The sequence below is a fragment of the Henriciella litoralis genome (genome assembly GCF_002088935.1).
In the GTDB taxonomy this organism is placed as follows: domain Bacteria; phylum Pseudomonadota; class Alphaproteobacteria; order Caulobacterales; family Hyphomonadaceae; genus Henriciella; species Henriciella litoralis.
In genome coordinates this window covers 1,059,490-1,075,855 of sequence record NZ_NCSS01000006.1, presented here as the reverse complement: position 1 = coordinate 1,075,855, position 16,366 = coordinate 1,059,490, and the positions used below count along the sequence as shown (strand labels likewise).

Sequence of the window (16,366 nt, the reverse complement as noted above, 5' to 3'; positions counted from 1 at the left end):
AGGCTAGGCTTTCAATAACAGGTGATCTCGTTCCCAAGAACTGACTACGCGCTGATAGGCGGACAATTCCAGCATTTTAAGCTGATAGAAGGCGTTCAGGAATTTGTGTCCGAGGAGTTCCGCGATCGGTTCACAGGCAATCATGGCTTCCAAGGCTCCATCAAGCGTCCGCGGAAGAGTCCGGTCTTTTTCGTAGGCATTGCCCGTGAGTAGAGCACTCGGCTCAGCTTTTTCCTTGAGACCCAGATACCCAGCAGCAAGAGAAGCCGCGATGGCGAGATAGGGGTTTGCATCAGCGCCCGGCAGCCTGTTCTCAATGCGCCGATCTTCATCTCCGCTTTCGGGAATTCTCAATCCGCAAGAGCGATTGTCGTAGCCCCAGCGCAGATTGATTGGTGCACTATAGGCTGGCCGCATCCGGCGAAAGCTGTTGACGTTGGGGCCGAAGAGCGGCGCTATCTGCGGCAGATACTTCTGCAGCCCTGCAACGAAGTGACGAAAGTCCTGCGTCAGCTGTCCGTCCTTGCCGAAGCGGTTCACGCCGTTTTCATCGCTCGCAGAGATGTGGAGATGCATGGCGCTACCAGGCTGGTTCTCCATCGGTTTTGCCATGAATGTCGCGTAGATGCCGTGCTGTAGTGCAACTTGGCGCACGATGCGCTTAAACATCAAAACCTGATCACTGAGCATCACAGGGTCGCCGTGATTGAAGTTGATCTCCAGCTGGGCCGTTCCACTCTCATGGATCATCGTGTCGAGATGCAGATCGGATAGTTTCGCATACTCGTAGATGTCTTCAATGATGTCTTCATAGTCATTCATTGATTCCAGGCCGTAAGGCTGAGGCGATGTTTCCGATCTTCCGGAGCGACCGATTGGCGGTTTTACTGGCTCGTCCGGGTTGGCATTGGGGTGAGCCAGATAGAATTCCAGTTCTGGAGCGATCGCGAATGTCCAGCCTATTTCCTTGAACAGGCCGAGCATACGTTTCAGCACGAAACGGGGCGCAATTTCGAAGTCCGTCTTATCTCGGTGGAACGCGTCGGCAATAACGAATGCCGTTGGCGTTTTCGAGCCGGTCGCCATTCTGATGGTGCTCATATCCGGCTTCAGCGTGACATCCGGATCGCTATACATGATGCTGTCCTCGTCAGTATCGGCATAGTCTCCCGTTACTGTGACGGAGAACACGCTGGACGGCATTCGAAGAGATCCGTTGTTCATCGAAGAAACGAATTTGTCAGCGGGCCAGACCTTGCCGCGGAGCACACCATTCAGATCTGGCACGATGCATTCGACCTCCTCGATCGAGTGCTGTTTGATCCATTCGGATAGTTTGTCGGTCATTTTGGTGTATGCCTTTTCCATTCTTGCATCAGGATTGCAGAATGATGGGGGATGATGGGAGCCAGCTGAGCCAGACCTCGTCGCCGGTTTTGAACTCTGTCTCCCAGGTTCGCCGGGAGTTTGATTCTCGAACCTTGAACATCGAGCCGTCGCTACAGCGAACGTCGTATATGCTCTCGCTTCCGAGATAGGCCTCGGCCATGATCGAGCCGAGCAGCCGGTTTGCATTGCTTGGGACACCCGGCGTGGTTGCCGGTTCATCAGAAACGGGTGTCATCGTGATCTTTTCGGGGCGGATGCCCACCCACACGGTCCCGCTCTCTGCGCCACTGATACCGTGATCTACAAAGATCTCGGTCGACAGGCTTGGGCAGCTGACTTGCGCGTAATTGGTTTCATCGACGCTCAGAACACCTTCGATGAGATTGATGGTTCCGATGAAATCAGCGACGAAACGGTTCGCCGGGAATTCGTAAAGGTCGTCTGGTGTTGCCACCTGCTGCAGCATGCCACGCTTCATGATCGCGCACCGGTCGGCCGTTGCCAGCGCTTCGCTTTGGTCGTGCGTCACCATCACGAAGGTGACGCCTGTCTGCTGTTGAAGTTTGACCAGTTCGTTGCGCATATCGTCCCTGAGCTTGGCGTCCAGGGCTGAAAGAGGTTCATCAAGAAGCAGGACTTTCGGGCGTTTTACGAGAGCCCGTGCGACGGCCACTCTCTGTCGCTGCCCTCCGGACAGCTGATCGGGCATGCGATCACGGAACTCAGAGAGCTGGACAAGATCCAGAGCCTCTCGTGCGCGTTCGAGACGCTCCTTCTTTCCTACGCCGTCCATCTTCAGCCCGTACGCAACATTCTGCAGCACGGACATGTGGGGGAAGACCGCGTAGGACTGGAACACCATGTTCACGCCCCGCTTCCCGGCCGGCAACTCCGTTATATCCTGGCCCTCGAGAAGAATCCGTCCCGAGGTCGGATGCTCCAGACCTGCCAGCATGCGAAGAAGCGTGGTTTTTCCGCAGCCGGACGGACCCAGCAGAGAGAAAAACTCGCCTTCTTTTATGTCTATCGTCACGTCGTCGACGGCGACGAAGGTTCCGAACTTTTTGGTAACCGCTTCGAACCGGATGAGAGCCATTTTTGTTTCCTATTCCTTGCCGGCGGTTACGCCGCTTTTGCCCGTAAACCGCATCGCCAGAACGGTGACCAAAGCAGTAATTACGATCAGCAGTGTCGATGCGGCATTCACTTCGGGCGTCACGGAGAAGCGCAACATCGAATAGACCTTCACCGGGAAGGTGAGTGTGTCTGGTCCCGCAGTGAAGAAAGTGATCACGAAGTCATCAAGACTTAGCGTAAAGGCGAGTAGCCCGCCCGCAATCAAGGCCGGCCGAACATGAGGGATCGTAATATCCTTGATGACGTCGAAAGGACCCGCCCCAAGCACACGCGCGGCTTCTTCAAATTCCATATTAAAGGAATTCAGCCGCGCTCTGACGACCATTGCGACGAACGGAAAAGCGAAGGTGGTGTGCGAAATAATGATGGCGCCGAGATTAAACGGCCAGCTCAAACCTACCGGCCACGGCACGATGCGCGTGAAGAAAACCATCATCGCGACACCCATGCAGATTTCGGGCACCACCATCGGCACCGTCATGGCGCTATCGAAAGCTGATTTCAGCCCAAACTTGAACCGCCAGAGCGCGAAGGCTGATAGCGATCCCAGTATCAAACTCAGGATCGTGCAGACGATTGCGATAAACAAGGAATTGCCGAACGCCTGAAGAAGTTCTCCATTGCCGGCGAGCTTTTCATACCAGCGAAACGTGAAACCCTGCCAGACGATCGTTCTTCGGCTGTCATTAAAACTGAACAGCATGACGCTGAGCAGCGGCAGATACAAAAACAGAAAGACGAGACCGGTCCATACCCACAGACGCTTGCTTCGACCGTAAGCGAGGGGCGCTCGGTTCTTTTTGGCGCTCATGCCTCTCCTCCCTGAGCTTTTTTGCGCTCAAAATAGTTGCGGCACAGAACGATCGCGATTGTCAGATAAACGAGAAGAAAAGAGAGGGCGGCGCCAAATGGCCAATCATTCGCTCGCTTGAATTGCCGCTCGATAACGCTCGCAATCATCTGGCCGCTAGGACCACCAAGAAGTTCTGGCGTGAGGAACGACCCAAGCGCAGGGATGAATGTGATGAATGCCGCGGAAAAGATGCCTGCCCAACATGCCGGTATGGCGATGTAGAACACGGTGCGAAGGTGACCGGCGCCGAGGTCCAGACTGGCCTCCAGCGATGATCGATCAAGTCTGTCGAGCGCAGAATATAGTGGTAGGACGGCGAAGGGCAGGTGGACATAAACCAACCCGACGAGCACCGCGAAATTGTTATACAGTAGAGGATAGGGGCCGAGGCCGAACCAACTAGCCATGGTGTTGACGTAGCCTTCAGTCCGCAAGACGGCGATCAGCGCATATGTCCGGATCAACAGATTTGTCCAGAAGGGCAGCATAACTGCTAGAAGCAACAAGCCTTGCGTGCGCGGACCGACAAAAGTCATCAGCCACGCGATGGGAAAGCCGAAAACCAGACAGAGAACAGTTGTCAGCCCGGCAATGAAGACCGACTTCACCAGAATCCCAATATACAGTGAATCGAAGACCTTCGCATAGTTCGCGAAAGTGCCCGTTAGCGAGATTTCCGTAAGGCTCGTGGACTCACCAAAACTGTAAAGCCAAATGATGGCCATCGGTACGATGAAGAAAATGGCCAGCCACAGGACTGGTGGCAGAAAGCTTGCCAGAAATGATGAAGGTTGTTTCTTCCAACGGATCGACATGGATCAATAGTCCTCAGAGCCTGTCACGAAGGGCGAAGAATGCCATGGCGGCAGCCATCGTGGGCCAGCGTAGAATGGGACCGCCCGGGAATGCGAGTTGTGGCAGCGATGACAGAAGGCGGAAAGCTTCGCTATCGCCTGCTGCAATATGATTGGCAACGGCGCGTCCGACATAGGGTGCCATGATGACGCCTTGGCCCGAAAAGCCGCCGACGAGAAAAAGGCCATCTTGCGGTTCTGCCAGGTAGGGCATGCGCCGGGTCGTAATGCCGAGTGTGCCGCCCCAGGCGTAGTCGATCGGTGTGTCTGCAAGTTGCGGAAATACTTTCGCAATATGAGGACGAACAAAGCTCCCGATATCGGCAGGAAAGCCATATGTGTACTTTTCTCCTCCGCCGAACAGGAGACGATTGTCTTTTGTGATGCGATAATAATAGACCACAAACCGGGAGTCTGAAACCGAGCGGTTCCCCTTGATCAGGCTGTCCGCGAGTTCCGGATCCAGTGGCTCTGTTGTTGCCAGAAAGTTGTTGATCGGCATGACGTGCGCATCAAGCTTGTGGTTCAACTTTCTGCTATAACCGCCTGTGGCGACGATAACGGTTCTGGCTTTCACGCTTCCGTTGCGTGTCATGACATGCCAGCCACCCTGCGAGCGCTCAATCGCATCGACGTGTGAGTTCGAATGCAGGGTAGCTCCGGCTTTCTCAGCGGCCATGGCTATGCCGCGAGCGAGCTTCAGAGGATGAAGGTTTCCGCCGCGTCGGTCAAAAACGCCGCCATAATAGACGTCGCTCGCCACCATGCTTCGCAGCTCATCCCGGTCTAGGAGCTCGACTTCCTGGTAGTCATATTCTTCCTGAAGATGGCGCGCTGCAGCATGGCTATGGGAGACATAACCGGGTTTGTGATCGGCATAGATCTGGCCATCGCAAAAATCGCATTCGATGCCATAGTCCGTAATAAGACGATCCAGATTATTTCTGGCGTCCTGGCCCATACGCCAGAATTCGTGGGCTTTGGTCGATCCCAGATGGGACTCTAGCCAGTGTTGGTCTTGACGCATGCCAACATGGACCTGACCGCCATTGCGTCCGGATGCGCCATATCCCAATGGCCCGGCTTCAAGCAAACGGACGTCACTTCCATGTTCCGCAAGCGCGAGGGCCGCGGAGAGGCCGCAAAAGCCTCCGCCGACAATGACCGTGTCGCATTCGACATGCTCAGTCAGCTCGGGAGGCTCGGACATAGGCTCGCAAGTGGCACGGTAGTACGACGGTGCGTGCTCCAGACCGTTCCGACCATGCTCTTGCGATTTTGTGAACCCAAATGCCGACATCATGTGATCACATTTCAGCAATGTTCGCGCATGTCAACTGCGCTGACTTGCTTTGATCATTTGCGCGAAATGCGAAAATAGAGCGCTGGAATCCTTGTTTGTCCGCGCATCCCATTCGGGGTGCCATTGAACGGCGAGAACCAATCCGCCGGTTCCGTCGGAGAAGGCCTCGATCTGTCCATCTGGCGCTGTGGCCTCAACGGTGAGGCCGTTGCCGAGACGGTCAATCCCCTGAAAATGGACGCTGTTCACTGTGATGTCATTTGCGCCAAACAGCTTGGAGAGTACCCCCTCCGGCTCAATGGCTATTGGGTGTTCGTGTGCGAACATTTTCTCAACAGGCGAGCTTTCCTTCGAATGGTGAGCTGCCGCACTGACGGTCTTGATGGTGCCGCCAAACAGCACGTTCAGCTCTTGTAGCCCCCGGCAGATACCGAACACTGGCTTGCCGGCATCCAGCATGTCGCGCGCCAATTGCAGGTTTGTTGCGTCCCTGTGCGGATCGAAGGGCCCCTCGCCATTGATGATTCCGGACCGTTCTGGATGAAGGTTTGAGGGGCTTCCGGTGAGGATCAATCCGTCGAGATGCATGGCCAGTCCGCTGTCTGTTGCGAGCGCGGGCACGAGCACAGTGTCTGCGTTGCAGCCTTCGCTGGCGGCCAAGACGTATCTTTCAACAACGCCGTGCACCGGCTCAGCTGAGTCCAGGCGCCGACAGCAGGATACTCCGATCAAGGATCGAGCATGGTTCATATCAGTTTGTCCAATTTTTGCTCAAAAACGTGATCTCATTTTGCATCAAAGCTCCATTGGTGCAAATGCAATTTGCTCGGACACGACCTTTGCGTGTTCAGCCTCATTAGCTTGCGCTAGTAAGATGGACAGGGCACGCTCGCTGGGAGCCGAGGTGGTAAAGGCCGTATGGCAGAGCTTAGTTTCTGGTATTGTCGTGACACTCCGCATGAGGCGGTAGTGCGAATGGGAGTGCCAACCTTCGGCCGCCAAAAGTGCGCCGTGTTTTAGCAAGATGACAATCGCTTTTTCCCCTCGAAAACCGCTGCCTTCGCTGAGCTCACTGCAGGCTTTTGACCTGGTCAGCCAGGTTGGCGGTATTCGAAAGGCGGCCCGGCTTCTCAATGTTGATCACACGGTCGTCAGTCGGCGATTGCTCGCGCTGGAGAATTACCTGGAAATTTCTCTGTTTGATCGCAGACCTGACGGACTTGTTTTGACCCAAGCCGGGGCCGAGTATCACGCCGCCATCGCGAAAGCATTGCGGGCGATTGAAACGGCCACGTCCGAGATTCTTTCTGAGAAAGAGCCGCGCGATCTTCAGATCTGGGCCGTGCCAGGATTTGCGGCCCAGTGGCTATCGGCCCGTTTTGCTGAATTTGAGAGAACCGCTCCCGGCTTTTTGGTCGAACTGCGCCCGACGGACCGAGTTGCCGATCTTGCCAGGCACGAAGCAGATGCCGACATCAGATACTATGGCGATAGCTGGGGAACAGGACCTGACGGGCCCGGGAAGAAATCTGTTGAACTTGCACGTCCTCCGCTGATTGCCGTGGCTAGCCCGCAATTCCTCGACAAAACCGGGCCGGTCAGGACGCTCGAAGACCTGTGCGCTGCGCCGCTCCTACATGAAGAAGATCGGCAGCAATGGAGCGCCTGGCTGAAATCAAATGGCGTGGCGGCCGGCGCGCCGTCAGGCGGTGTGATCCTCTGGCATGCACACCTTGCGATTGCGGGCGCGAAGCAAGGGCGAGGGGTCGCTCTGACAAATTCCTATCTGGTTGGAAAAGACCTCATCGAGGGAAGGCTCGTCGAGCTGCAGATCGACAATGCTGTAAATGCGCCCGTTGGCAGATACTGCTTTGTTTGCCGGGAAGATCGGTGGAACGACCCGGCTCTGCGTTTGCTTCGGCAGTTCCTGCTCAAATGTGCCCAGGCTGGTGGAGACTAAAACGCACCACCAGGTGTTTTGATCGCGCCTTTGCCGCGGGGGCTTCGACTGTCAGACAAAGCTGACGGTAGGATCGAAGCCTGACGGAAGCGACAAATGAATTTCCACCTGACTAACCTTGCGCCGACCATAGATCTCGAAGGTCAAGATCTCGAGAACTTCTGGATGCCGTTTACCAACAATCGGGCGTTCAAGAAGGACCCCAGACTTGTCGTTTCAGCGAGCGACATGCACTACACGGACGCGAAGGGCCGAAGGCTTCTCGATGGCACTGCGGGCCTGTGGTGCGTGAATGCTGGACACGGGCGCAAGAAAATAACGGAAGCGATCCGTTATCAGGCGGGCGTTCTCGATTACGGGTCGACGTTTCAGCTTGGTCACCCGCTCGCTTTTCGCTTTGCCAAGGAATTGGCCGAGCTGATGCCGGCCGGTCTGGACCGTATTTTCTTTACAGGGTCCGGGTCGGAAAGCGCCGATACAGCCCTGAAAATGGCGCTCGCTTACCATCACGCTAAAGGTGATCATGCGCGCTACAGGCTTATTGGTCGCGAGCGAGGGTATCACGGGACCAACTTTGGCGGCATGTCCGTCGGCGGGATCGGTGGCAATCGGCGACGTCATTCAGCCCAGGTATGGGGCGTGGATCATTTGCCCCACACACACGGAAAAGCTGCCCGCTTCCAGCGCGGACTCCAGCCTGAAAACTTCGATCTGGCAGATCAGCTGGAAGACATAATCGCCCTGCATGGCCCAGAGACGATTGCTGCGGTCATGGTCGAGCCAGTTGCCGGCTCCACCGGCGTATTGATCCCGCCGAAAGGTTACCTCGAAAGACTTCGCAGCATCACAAGCAAGTATGGCATCCTGCTTATCTTTGACGAGGTTATCACAGCTTTCGGCCGCCTCGGTGCCCCCACGGGCTCAGACTATTTCGGGGTCACTCCGGACATTTTGACAATGGCGAAAGGGCTTACCAACGGCGCAGTGCCGATGGGGGCGGTAGCGGCAAGCCGCGACGTCTATGAGACCGTCGTAGAAAACTCGCCAGCGGGTATCGAGTTCTTCCACGGCTACACTTATTCAGGCCATCCATTGGCTTGCGCGGCCGGTCTCGCGACGCTTGAAGTCTATCGCGAAGAAGGTCTGTTCGAAAATGCTCGCAACCTGTCTGGAGTGTGGGAAGAGGCGGCTCACCAGCTGGCAGATTGTCCCAATGTCATCGACATTCGCAATCTGGGCCTGATCGTCGGTATCGAATTGGCACCGCGCGAAGGCCGCGTCGGCGAGCGCGGCATGGAAGCGTTCCACAAAGCCTTTGACGAAGGACTTCTGATCCGCGTGACGGGCGACATTATTGCCCTGTCTCCACCGCTGATGATCAGCGCTGAGCAAATAGAGAGCATGTTCTCGCAGCTGGGGCGTGTGCTGCGCCAACTCGCATAATCTACAAAACTTTTCTTGATACAGGGTACTCCTATGGCTGTTGTCGATCATTTTTTGAACGGCTCGATCTCCGATGCGACCACCGACAAGAACCGGTTCGCAGACGTATTTAATCCATGCACAGGCGATATTGCGAAACAGGTTCGTCTGGCGACGGCCTCGGATGTCGACTCCGCTGTGGCGGCGGCTAAGGCGGCTCAGCCAGATTGGGCAGCTCTCAACCCCCAACGTCGGGCAAGAGTGATGTATCGGTTCAAGGCGTTGATTGAAGAGGAAATGGATTCCCTTGCTGCGCTTTTGTCGTCTGAGCATGGCAAAACCGTCGCTGACGCGCGCGGTGATGTGCAGCGGGGACTTGATGTTGTTGAGTTCTGTTGCGGGGTTCCCCAGCTGTTGAAGGGAGAGTCCACCCAGGGCGCAGGGCCTGGCATCGATGTTTTCTCAATTCGCGCGCCGCTTGGCGTAACGGTTGGCATTACGCCCTTCAATTTTCCGGCGATGATCCCGCTCTGGATGCTCGCGCCTGCCATTGCCACCGGAAATGCGTTTATTCTAAAACCGTCTGAGCGCACGCCCTCCGTGCCCCTGCGCCTTGCGCAATTGCTCAGCGAGGCAGGTTTGCCAGACGGCATTCTCCAGGTCTTGAACGGCGACCGGACAACCGTGGAAGCTCTGATAGACCACGCTGACGTAAAAGCTGTCAGCTTCGTTGGCTCCTCGGACATCGCTCAAGCTGTCTATGCCCGCGGCGCCGCACTTGGCAAACGCGTTCAGGCGATGGGCGGGGCAAAGAACCACGGCATTGTCATGCCGGATGCAGACATGGATCAGGCTGTCCAGGACATTCTCGGCGCTGCTTATGGCAGCGCTGGTGAACGATGCATGGCGCTTCCCGTCGTGGTGCCTGTGGGTGAACGGACGGCAGATGAGCTCCGCGACCGCCTTGTGGCAGAGATTCCGAAGCTCCGGGTTGGAGTTTCATCCGATCCCGAGGCTGACTTTGGCCCCGTCATAACGGCCGCACATCGCAGCCGGATCGAAAGCTATATCGACCTTGCCGTTTCAGAAGGCGCAGAATTGGTGGTCGATGGTCGTGGCCTGGCGCTGCAAGGTCATGATAACGGTTTCTTCCTCGGGCCAACGCTGCTCGATCAGGTCCGCCCCGATATGAAATCCTATCAGGATGAAATCTTCGGCCCGGTGTTGCAGATCGTTCGAGCCGACTCCCTCGAGGAGGCGATCAGCCTCGCGACCTGTCACCAGTATGGCAATGGAGTCTCGATATTTACGCGAGATGGTGGTGCGGCCCGGCAATTTACGGATTCGGTTGAAGTTGGGATGGTCGGTGTGAATGTGCCCATTCCGGTTCCGGTAAGCTACCACAGCTTCGGTGGATGGAAGCGATCTGCCTTTGGCGACCACAATCAGTACGGCATGGATGGAATCAGGTTCTACACGCGCACCAAAGTTGTGACCCAGCGTTGGCCGACTGCCGGTCGCTCAAGCGGTGGCTCCTTCGTCATTCCGACCATGAGCTAGGGCTTGATAGAGCGCTAGCTAGAAGACCGACCTCCTAAATAAAAAAACGGCCCCATCTCATAAGAGACAGGGCCGTTTTTTTTATTGATCGGCTTAAAATTTCCCGACGCGTTATCCGCTAAGCTTGGCCGAATGCGGCCTTACTTCACGACTTATTTTTGCGCGCTATTCACCTGAAGCATGGTCGCTTCGATTTTATCGAGCGCTTCTGCAAGGACGGCATCCGGCATTGTCAGGGCGGGCAGAAACCGGACAACGTTTCCGCGAATTCCGCAGGACAGCATGAGCAGGCCTTGATCTGCCCCAGCTGAGACAATGCGCTTTGTCATCTCAGGATCGGGTTGCGCTGGATCAGAATTCTTGACGATCTCCACGGCGACCATGGCGCCCGGTCCACGAACATCCCCAATGAAGCTCAATCCGTTGTCGCGGAGCGCGCGCATGCGGCCCTTGAGCTTTCCGCCGATCATTTCGGCGCGTTCGCATAGATTTTCATCTGCAATAATGTCGAGAACTTCCAGGCCGGCAACGCAGCCGAGCGGAGAGCCCCCATAAGTGCCTCCCAAACCCCCGGGCGCCGGCGCGTCCATCAGGTCTGCCTTCCCAAGGACGCCCGATATTGGAAAGCCTCCTGCCATTGCCTTCGCAACGGTGATGAGGTCGGCGGTCACACCATTGGCTTCCTTGACCCAATCCATGGCGAACATCTTACCGGTTCGCGCAAATCCGGCCTGAACTTCATCTGCAATCAGCAAGATGCCATGGCGGTCGCATATCTCTCTCAGGGCCTGCATGAAGCGATAGGAGGCAACGTAGAAGCCGCCTTCACCAAGCACGGGCTCAATAACAATCGCCGCCGTATCTTCCGGAGCGATGGATGAGGCAAAGAGGGCTTCAAGGCCTGCGATAGCCTGATCTTCATCAAAGCCGTGATAAGGGACCGGAAAACGTGTTTGGAAGATACTTCCGGGAAACGGCCCAAACCCTTTTTTGTAGGGTGTAATTTTGCCGGTCATCGCGAGCGTCAGCAGCGTTCTGCCGTGATAGCCGCCCTGAAACGTGATGACGCCGGGGCGTCCCGTCGAGGCGCGGGCTATTTTGACCGCATTTTCAAGCGCCTCGGCGCCTGTTGTGAAGAAGATAGACTTCGTGTCACCGCTGATTGGCGCGATGGCATTCAACCTTTCTGCGAGCTCAATGTAGCTCTCATAAGGTGTGACCTGAAAAGAGCAGTGCGAGAACCGGTCCAGCTGTGCCTTCACAGCGGCCAGAATGCGCGGATGTCCATGGCCGGTGTTGCAAACAGCGATACCGGTCGCCAGGTCGATGTATCTGTTGCCCTCAGCGTCGTAGACTTCGGCATTTTCGGCCCGGTCAAAGAACCGCTGATGCATGGACCCCACGCCTCGCGGTACAGCGGCTTCGCGGCGACCCCACAATTCGTTGTTCGTCGTCATTTGTTTACCCCTCCCATGAGGCAATATTTGATTTCCAGATATTCATTGAGGCCATGCCGGGACCCTTCGCGGCCGATGCCGGAGTGCTTCCAGCCGCCAAACGGGGCTATTTCGGTCGATAGGGCGCCGTCATTGGAGGCGACCATTCCATATTCCAGCCCCTCCATCACTCGCCAGACCCGGCCGATATCCCGGGTGTAGAAATAAGCGGCCAGACCGAATGGCGTATCATTGGCCATGCGGATCGCGTCTGCCTCGCCCTTGAAGCGAATGATGGGGGCAACCGGCCCGAAGATTTCAGTCTGGGTAATGGCCATAGAGGCATCGACGCCTGTCAGCACAGTTGGCGTATAGAATAGGGGGCCGGCTTCATCGATTTCCCCGCCCGTGACGATCATCGCTCCCGATTGAACGGCATCATCAACGAGCTCGCTTACTTTCTGAATCCCCTTCGCATTGATCAGAGGTCCGATTTGTACGCCCTCAGTCGAGCCGGGGCCGACTTTCAATTGCTTGACACGCTGCGTCAGGCGCTCCACGAACTCGTCATGGACGGCGTCCTGAACAAGAATGCGGTTCGCACAAATGCAGGTCTGGCCAGCATTTCGGAACTTTGAAGCAATCGCGCCTTCGACGGCGGCATCGATATCGGCGTCGCCAAACACGATGAAAGGAGCGTTCCCGCCCAGTTCGAGGCTCAGCTTCACCACGTTCTTGGCGGCTTTGGCCATCAAAATCTGGCCGACATTGGTTGATCCGGTAAAGGACAGTTTCCGGATCGCCGGATGATTACAGAACACGTCTCCGATGGCTTCAGGATCGGTCGTTGGCATGACGCGGAATACGTCATGAGGGACGCCGGCCTCGTGCGCGAGCTGTTCAAGTGCCAAGGCAGAAAGCGGGGTTGCTTCGGCTGGCTTCACAAGCATTGCGCACCCGGCCGCTAGCGCGGGTGCGACTTTACGTGTGATCATTGCAACCGGAAAGTTCCAGGGCGTGATAGCCGCGCAGGTGCCGATTGGTTGCTGGATGGTTAGGACGCGCTTGTCGGGCGCAAACGTTGGAATGGTCTCGCCATAGGCGCGCTTACCTTCCTCGGCAAACCACTGAATGAAAGAAGCTCCATAGGCGATTTCGCCGCGAGCTTCAGACAGGGGTTTGCCGCATTCGGCAGTCACGATCTCAGCGAGGTCTTCGACATTTTCAAGTATCAGATTGTGCCAGCTGAGCAGGATTGAAGCGCGTTCTCTCGCGGTCTTCGCTGCCCAGCCGGTGCGCGCGTTTTCGGCCTTGTCGATCGCCTGTGATACGGCCTCGCCATCATAGGATCTTGCGCGACCTATAACAGATTGAGTTGCGGGATTAGTCACAGACAGCTGACCGGCTGGATCTGTGAGTTGGCTGAATCGCGTCGTGTTCACATTGTGCTCCAAGAGTTGGCACGGGCACATTAGTGCAGTCGAATTGTGATCACAATAGGCTAAAAAGATATGCCTCAGTTCTGCCGCGACATTTTTGACTGCGGCCTGCGACAGGGACTACGCCCGCTGCTTTTCAGGCAGAGCGCCAAATATTCGGCGTCGTCGTGCGATGTCTCAGGTCCTAGTTCTTTTTATAAAACAAGCAGCCATAACGGTTTTCGTGGGTTTGCTCTCTATTGCCGTGACCCCTCCAGGCTGAGCATGAGGCCCCTTATGTCAGATCATGTAGCGTACTTCTTTGGGGCGTCATTGATTGACACCATGGTCGGCTCATGACTATGTGATCACAATACTGGAGCGTTGTATGTCGGATTTTCTGGGTCGGCTGAAGGCAATTGAGCCTATTGAGCGGCTTGAAGCTTTTGTGATTGATGTGAACGGATGCCCTCGAGGTAAGTGGATGTCGCCGGCAAAGGCGCGGAAGCTCTCGGAAACCGGGCTTCTTTTGCCGCGCTCCGCATTCGCGCTTGATATCGAAGGCAAGGACGTTGCGGGCGCGGGGCTTGCTTTCGGCACCGGCGATCCAGACGGCACGTGCGTTCCGGTTGAAAGCACCTTGTTTCCAGTCTCTTGGTCAGCAAACAGGGCTGCCCAGGTTCTGTTGACGATGGAGGTTGATGGTCAGCCGTTTTACGGAGACCCTCGGGCCATGCTGGGCCGTGTGCTCAAAGGCTTCGAAGCGGCAGGTTTGCGCCCGACCGTAGCTGTCGAGACAGAGTTCTATCTCGTGCGCGGCGAACAGCAGGTCTCTCCGATGCCCGGCGCCGGCGACCTTCTGTCTCTGGTGGCGCTGCAGGAGCAGGAAGCGTTTCTGAACGACGTGGCGTCGGCGTGTAAGACGATGAATCTGGATCTTGAATCCATTCTATCGGAAAACGCCCCCGGTCAGTTCGAGATCAACATTTCCTATTCGGATAACGCGCTCAAGGCGGCTGATGATGCTGTACTTTTCAAGAGATGCATTAAAGCAATTGCACGCCAGCATGGCTTGACCGCTACCTTCATGTCGAAGCCTTTTGGAGACATCGCGGGCAGCGGCATGCATGTGCACATTGGTTTGCTAGGCCCCGATGGGGTCTCGGTGTTCGGGCAGGATGACGTCTCGCCAAATGCGCCGATGCGCCATGCAATCGGCGGGCTTCTTACGAACATGGCCGATAGCATGCTTGCTTTCGCGCCCCATGCAAATTCGTACCGACGTTTCCGCCGTAATAGTCATGCCCCCTGTAGCGCATGTTGGGGCATCGATGATCGAACAGCAGCCGTTCGAGCTATTCCCAGCTCACCGGCCCGAATTGAACATCGCGTCGCGGGCGCCGACGCCAATCCTTATCTCGTCGTGGCCCTTGTCCTGGCTGGAGTCCTTGAGGGGATTCAGCGAGAGGTTGATCCGGGCGGCCCGCAAGATCCTCAAGAAGGAGGCGAAGCCGGCGGACGTCTGCCGCTCGATTGGCGCGCCGCCATTTCAAAATTCGAAACTTCAGACTTCGTCGCGCGGGCCTTGGGCGAGAACGCACGAGATATGATCGCGGCCTGCAAATGGCAGGACTTCGACCTTCTCCTCTCCCGCGTCAGCGACGTTGAACATCAACTCTATCTTTCTCAGGCCTAAAAAATTGCAACACGATGTCAGCCAGAACCGTCCTCCGGCTTATGCCGGCATGGCTTCCTATTATGCGGCTTCCGCTCATCCAGCCCCTCAAAGACCCAAGCTGAGCGGCAAGGAAACGGCGGATGTTTGTATTGTCGGCGCCGGTTTTACCGGTATGTCGGCAGCGCTGGAGCTCGCTGAAAAAGGCTTCAATGTCATCGTTCTAGAGGCTGAACGGGTTGGCTTCGGGGCGTCCGGCCGCAATGGCGGTCAACTTGTCAATGGATACAGCCGTAGCCTCGGGCATATCGGCCGCCATTATGGCGAAGAGGCCGAACGCAATTGTGGTGAGATGGCTCTGGAAGGAGCGACCATCATTCGCGACCGCATCGACAGGTTTGGCATCGAATGTGATTTCGCGGAAGGCGGCGTCGTTGCGGCGCTAAATGAACGTCACATGCGTAGTCTTCGCGAGCAGACTGAAGAGTGGCACCGCCATGGGCATACCAGTGTCCACATGGTGGATCGCGACGGAATACGGGCCCATGTCGGATCTGATCAGTATGTAGGGGGGATGGTTGACCCTTATGGAGGGCATTTTCATCCCCTGAATTTTCTTCTCGGTGAAGCTCGCGCATTCGAAGCGATGTCTGGCCGGATCTTTGAGTCATCGAGAGTAACGGGCGTCTCGCAAGGGCAGAAGCCGATTGTGAAGACAGAAGACGGTGAAGTGCAAGCCGACCATGTCTTGCTCTGTGGCAACGCGTATCTCGGTAATGCTGTGCCTAAGCTAACCCAGCAGATAATGCCGGTTTCCAGTCAGGTGATTGCCACCGAACCGCTCGGTAGCGAGTTGGCGCAGCAGCTTCTTCCTACCCGGCATTGTATCGAGGATTCTCGCTTCGTTCTGGACTACTTCCGGCTCTCGGCAGACAACCGTCTCCTGTATGGTGGCGGTACCGTTTACGGCGCGCGTGACATCGCAAGCATTACCGGTCGGATCCGGCCTGGTATGTTGAAAACCTTCCCTCAACTCGCGGATGTGAAAATCGATTATGCGTGGAGCGGAAATTTCGCCCTGACGATGACGCGCATTCCCCAGATTGGACGCCTCTCCGATAATGTTCTGTTTTCTCATGGCGATAGTGGTCATGGTGTGACGACCACGCAGATGCTGGGACGGCGACTGGCGGAAGCTGTCGACGGTGATCCGGCGAAATTCGATACACTGGCTGCATTCCCTTACCTGCCATTTATAGGCGGAAGATTGTTCAGAGTTCCGGCGACTGTGCTTGGCAGCTGGTACTATTCCCTGCGTGACAAGCTCGGCATCTGACCGCCGCCATCCCCAGACGTTCC

At 56.3% G+C, this 16,366-nt stretch carries 13 protein-coding genes; 5 read left to right on the top strand and 8 right to left on the bottom strand.

The window, feature by feature from the left end; all coding sequences use genetic code 11:
• Positions 1 to 3 precede the first annotated feature (3 nt).
• The 6 genes from B8783_RS08775 to B8783_RS08750 form a co-directional block, all read right to left on the bottom strand.
• Positions 4 to 1,347 (bottom strand): glutamine synthetase family protein, encoded by a 1,344-nt coding sequence (locus B8783_RS08775; RefSeq protein ID WP_084422012.1) that lies wholly within the window; start codon positions 1,345 to 1,347, stop codon positions 4 to 6.
• 28 nt (positions 1,348 to 1,375) lie between these two features.
• Complete coding sequence (locus B8783_RS08770) at positions 1,376 to 2,485, bottom strand: ABC transporter ATP-binding protein (RefSeq protein WP_084419797.1); 1,110 nt, start codon at positions 2,483 to 2,485, stop codon at positions 1,376 to 1,378.
• A gap of 9 nt (positions 2,486 to 2,494) precedes the next feature.
• A complete protein-coding gene (locus tag B8783_RS08765; RefSeq protein WP_084419796.1) occupies positions 2,495 to 3,337 on the bottom strand; it encodes an ABC transporter permease in 843 nt (280 codons plus the stop codon).
• Positions 3,334 to 4,194: an ABC transporter permease gene (locus tag B8783_RS08760; protein WP_084419795.1), complete on the bottom strand. Its 861-nt coding sequence runs from the start codon at positions 4,192 to 4,194 to the stop codon at positions 3,334 to 3,336. Before B8783_RS08760 ends, B8783_RS08765 begins: the two co-directional genes overlap by 4 nt.
• 13 nt (positions 4,195 to 4,207) lie before the next feature.
• Positions 4,208 to 5,443: an NAD(P)/FAD-dependent oxidoreductase gene (locus tag B8783_RS08755; RefSeq protein ID WP_169711750.1), complete on the bottom strand. Its 1,236-nt coding sequence runs from the start codon at positions 5,441 to 5,443 to the stop codon at positions 4,208 to 4,210.
• A gap of 123 nt (positions 5,444 to 5,566) precedes the next feature.
• The gene (locus tag B8783_RS08750; RefSeq protein WP_084419794.1) at positions 5,567 to 6,286 is read right to left on the bottom strand and encodes a gamma-glutamyl-gamma-aminobutyrate hydrolase family protein; all 720 of its coding nucleotides are present in this window, start codon (positions 6,284 to 6,286) and stop codon (positions 5,567 to 5,569) included.
• 274 nt (positions 6,287 to 6,560) lie between these two features.
• Here B8783_RS08750 and B8783_RS08740 point away from each other — a divergent pair, with 274 nt between their 5' ends.
• The 3 genes from B8783_RS08740 (at position 6,561) to B8783_RS08730 (ending at position 10,478) form a co-directional block, all read left to right on the top strand.
• Complete coding sequence (locus B8783_RS08740) at positions 6,561 to 7,496, top strand: LysR substrate-binding domain-containing protein (protein WP_084419792.1); 936 nt, start codon at positions 6,561 to 6,563, stop codon at positions 7,494 to 7,496.
• A 96-nt stretch (positions 7,497 to 7,592) separates the two neighbouring features.
• Complete coding sequence (locus B8783_RS08735; RefSeq protein WP_233355723.1) at positions 7,593 to 8,939, top strand: aspartate aminotransferase family protein; 1,347 nt, start codon at positions 7,593 to 7,595, stop codon at positions 8,937 to 8,939.
• 33 nt (positions 8,940 to 8,972) lie between these two features.
• Complete coding sequence (locus tag B8783_RS08730) at positions 8,973 to 10,478, top strand: CoA-acylating methylmalonate-semialdehyde dehydrogenase (RefSeq protein ID WP_084419791.1); 1,506 nt, start codon at positions 8,973 to 8,975, stop codon at positions 10,476 to 10,478.
• Positions 10,479 to 10,630: 152 nt separating this feature from the next.
• Here B8783_RS08730 and gabT read toward each other — a convergent pair whose 3' ends face one another.
• Both gabT and B8783_RS08720 read right to left on the bottom strand, forming a co-directional pair.
• Positions 10,631 to 11,935: a 4-aminobutyrate--2-oxoglutarate transaminase gene (gene gabT, locus B8783_RS08725; protein ID WP_084419790.1), complete on the bottom strand. Its 1,305-nt coding sequence runs from the start codon at positions 11,933 to 11,935 to the stop codon at positions 10,631 to 10,633.
• The gene (locus B8783_RS08720; protein WP_084419789.1) at positions 11,932 to 13,386 is read right to left on the bottom strand and encodes an NAD-dependent succinate-semialdehyde dehydrogenase; all 1,455 of its coding nucleotides are present in this window, start codon (positions 13,384 to 13,386) and stop codon (positions 11,932 to 11,934) included. Before B8783_RS08720 ends, gabT begins: the two co-directional genes overlap by 4 nt.
• Before the next feature lie 334 nt (positions 13,387 to 13,720).
• Between B8783_RS08720 and B8783_RS08715 the strand changes: the two genes are divergently transcribed.
• Complete coding sequence (locus B8783_RS08715; RefSeq protein WP_084419788.1) at positions 13,721 to 15,028, top strand: glutamine synthetase family protein; 1,308 nt, start codon at positions 13,721 to 13,723, stop codon at positions 15,026 to 15,028.
• A gap of 49 nt (positions 15,029 to 15,077) precedes the next feature.
• A complete protein-coding gene (locus B8783_RS08710; protein ID WP_084422008.1) occupies positions 15,078 to 16,343 on the top strand; it encodes an NAD(P)/FAD-dependent oxidoreductase in 1,266 nt (421 codons plus the stop codon).
• Positions 16,344 to 16,366: the final 23 nt, after the last annotated feature.

Bases quoted from the DNA above. Each gene is read 5' to 3' on its own strand.
- B8783_RS08775 (WP_084422012.1), bottom strand. From the start codon at position 1,347: ATGACCGACAAACTATCCGAATGGATCAAACAGCACTCGATCGAGGAG.
- B8783_RS08770 (WP_084419797.1), bottom strand. From the start codon at position 2,485: ATGGCTCTCATCCGGTTCGAAGCGGTTACCAAAAAGTTCGGAACCTTC.
- B8783_RS08765 (WP_084419796.1), bottom strand. From the start codon at position 3,337: ATGAGCGCCAAAAAGAACCGAGCGCCCCTCGCTTACGGTCGAAGCAAG.
- B8783_RS08760 (WP_084419795.1), bottom strand. From the start codon at position 4,194: ATGTCGATCCGTTGGAAGAAACAACCTTCATCATTTCTGGCAAGCTTT.
- B8783_RS08755 (WP_169711750.1), bottom strand. From the start codon at position 5,443: ATGTCCGAGCCTCCCGAGCTGACTGAGCATGTCGAATGCGACACGGTC.
- B8783_RS08750 (WP_084419794.1), bottom strand. From the start codon at position 6,286: ATGAACCATGCTCGATCCTTGATCGGAGTATCCTGCTGTCGGCGCCTG.
- B8783_RS08740 (WP_084419792.1), top strand. From the start codon at position 6,561: ATGACAATCGCTTTTTCCCCTCGAAAACCGCTGCCTTCGCTGAGCTCA.
- B8783_RS08735 (WP_233355723.1), top strand. From the start codon at position 7,593: ATGAATTTCCACCTGACTAACCTTGCGCCGACCATAGATCTCGAAGGT.
- B8783_RS08730 (WP_084419791.1), top strand. From the start codon at position 8,973: ATGGCTGTTGTCGATCATTTTTTGAACGGCTCGATCTCCGATGCGACC.
- gabT (WP_084419790.1), bottom strand. From the start codon at position 11,935: ATGACGACGAACAACGAATTGTGGGGTCGCCGCGAAGCCGCTGTACCG.
- B8783_RS08720 (WP_084419789.1), bottom strand. From the start codon at position 13,386: ATGTGCCCGTGCCAACTCTTGGAGCACAATGTGAACACGACGCGATTC.
- B8783_RS08715 (WP_084419788.1), top strand. From the start codon at position 13,721: ATGTCGGATTTTCTGGGTCGGCTGAAGGCAATTGAGCCTATTGAGCGG.
- B8783_RS08710 (WP_084422008.1), top strand. From the start codon at position 15,078: ATGGCTTCCTATTATGCGGCTTCCGCTCATCCAGCCCCTCAAAGACCC.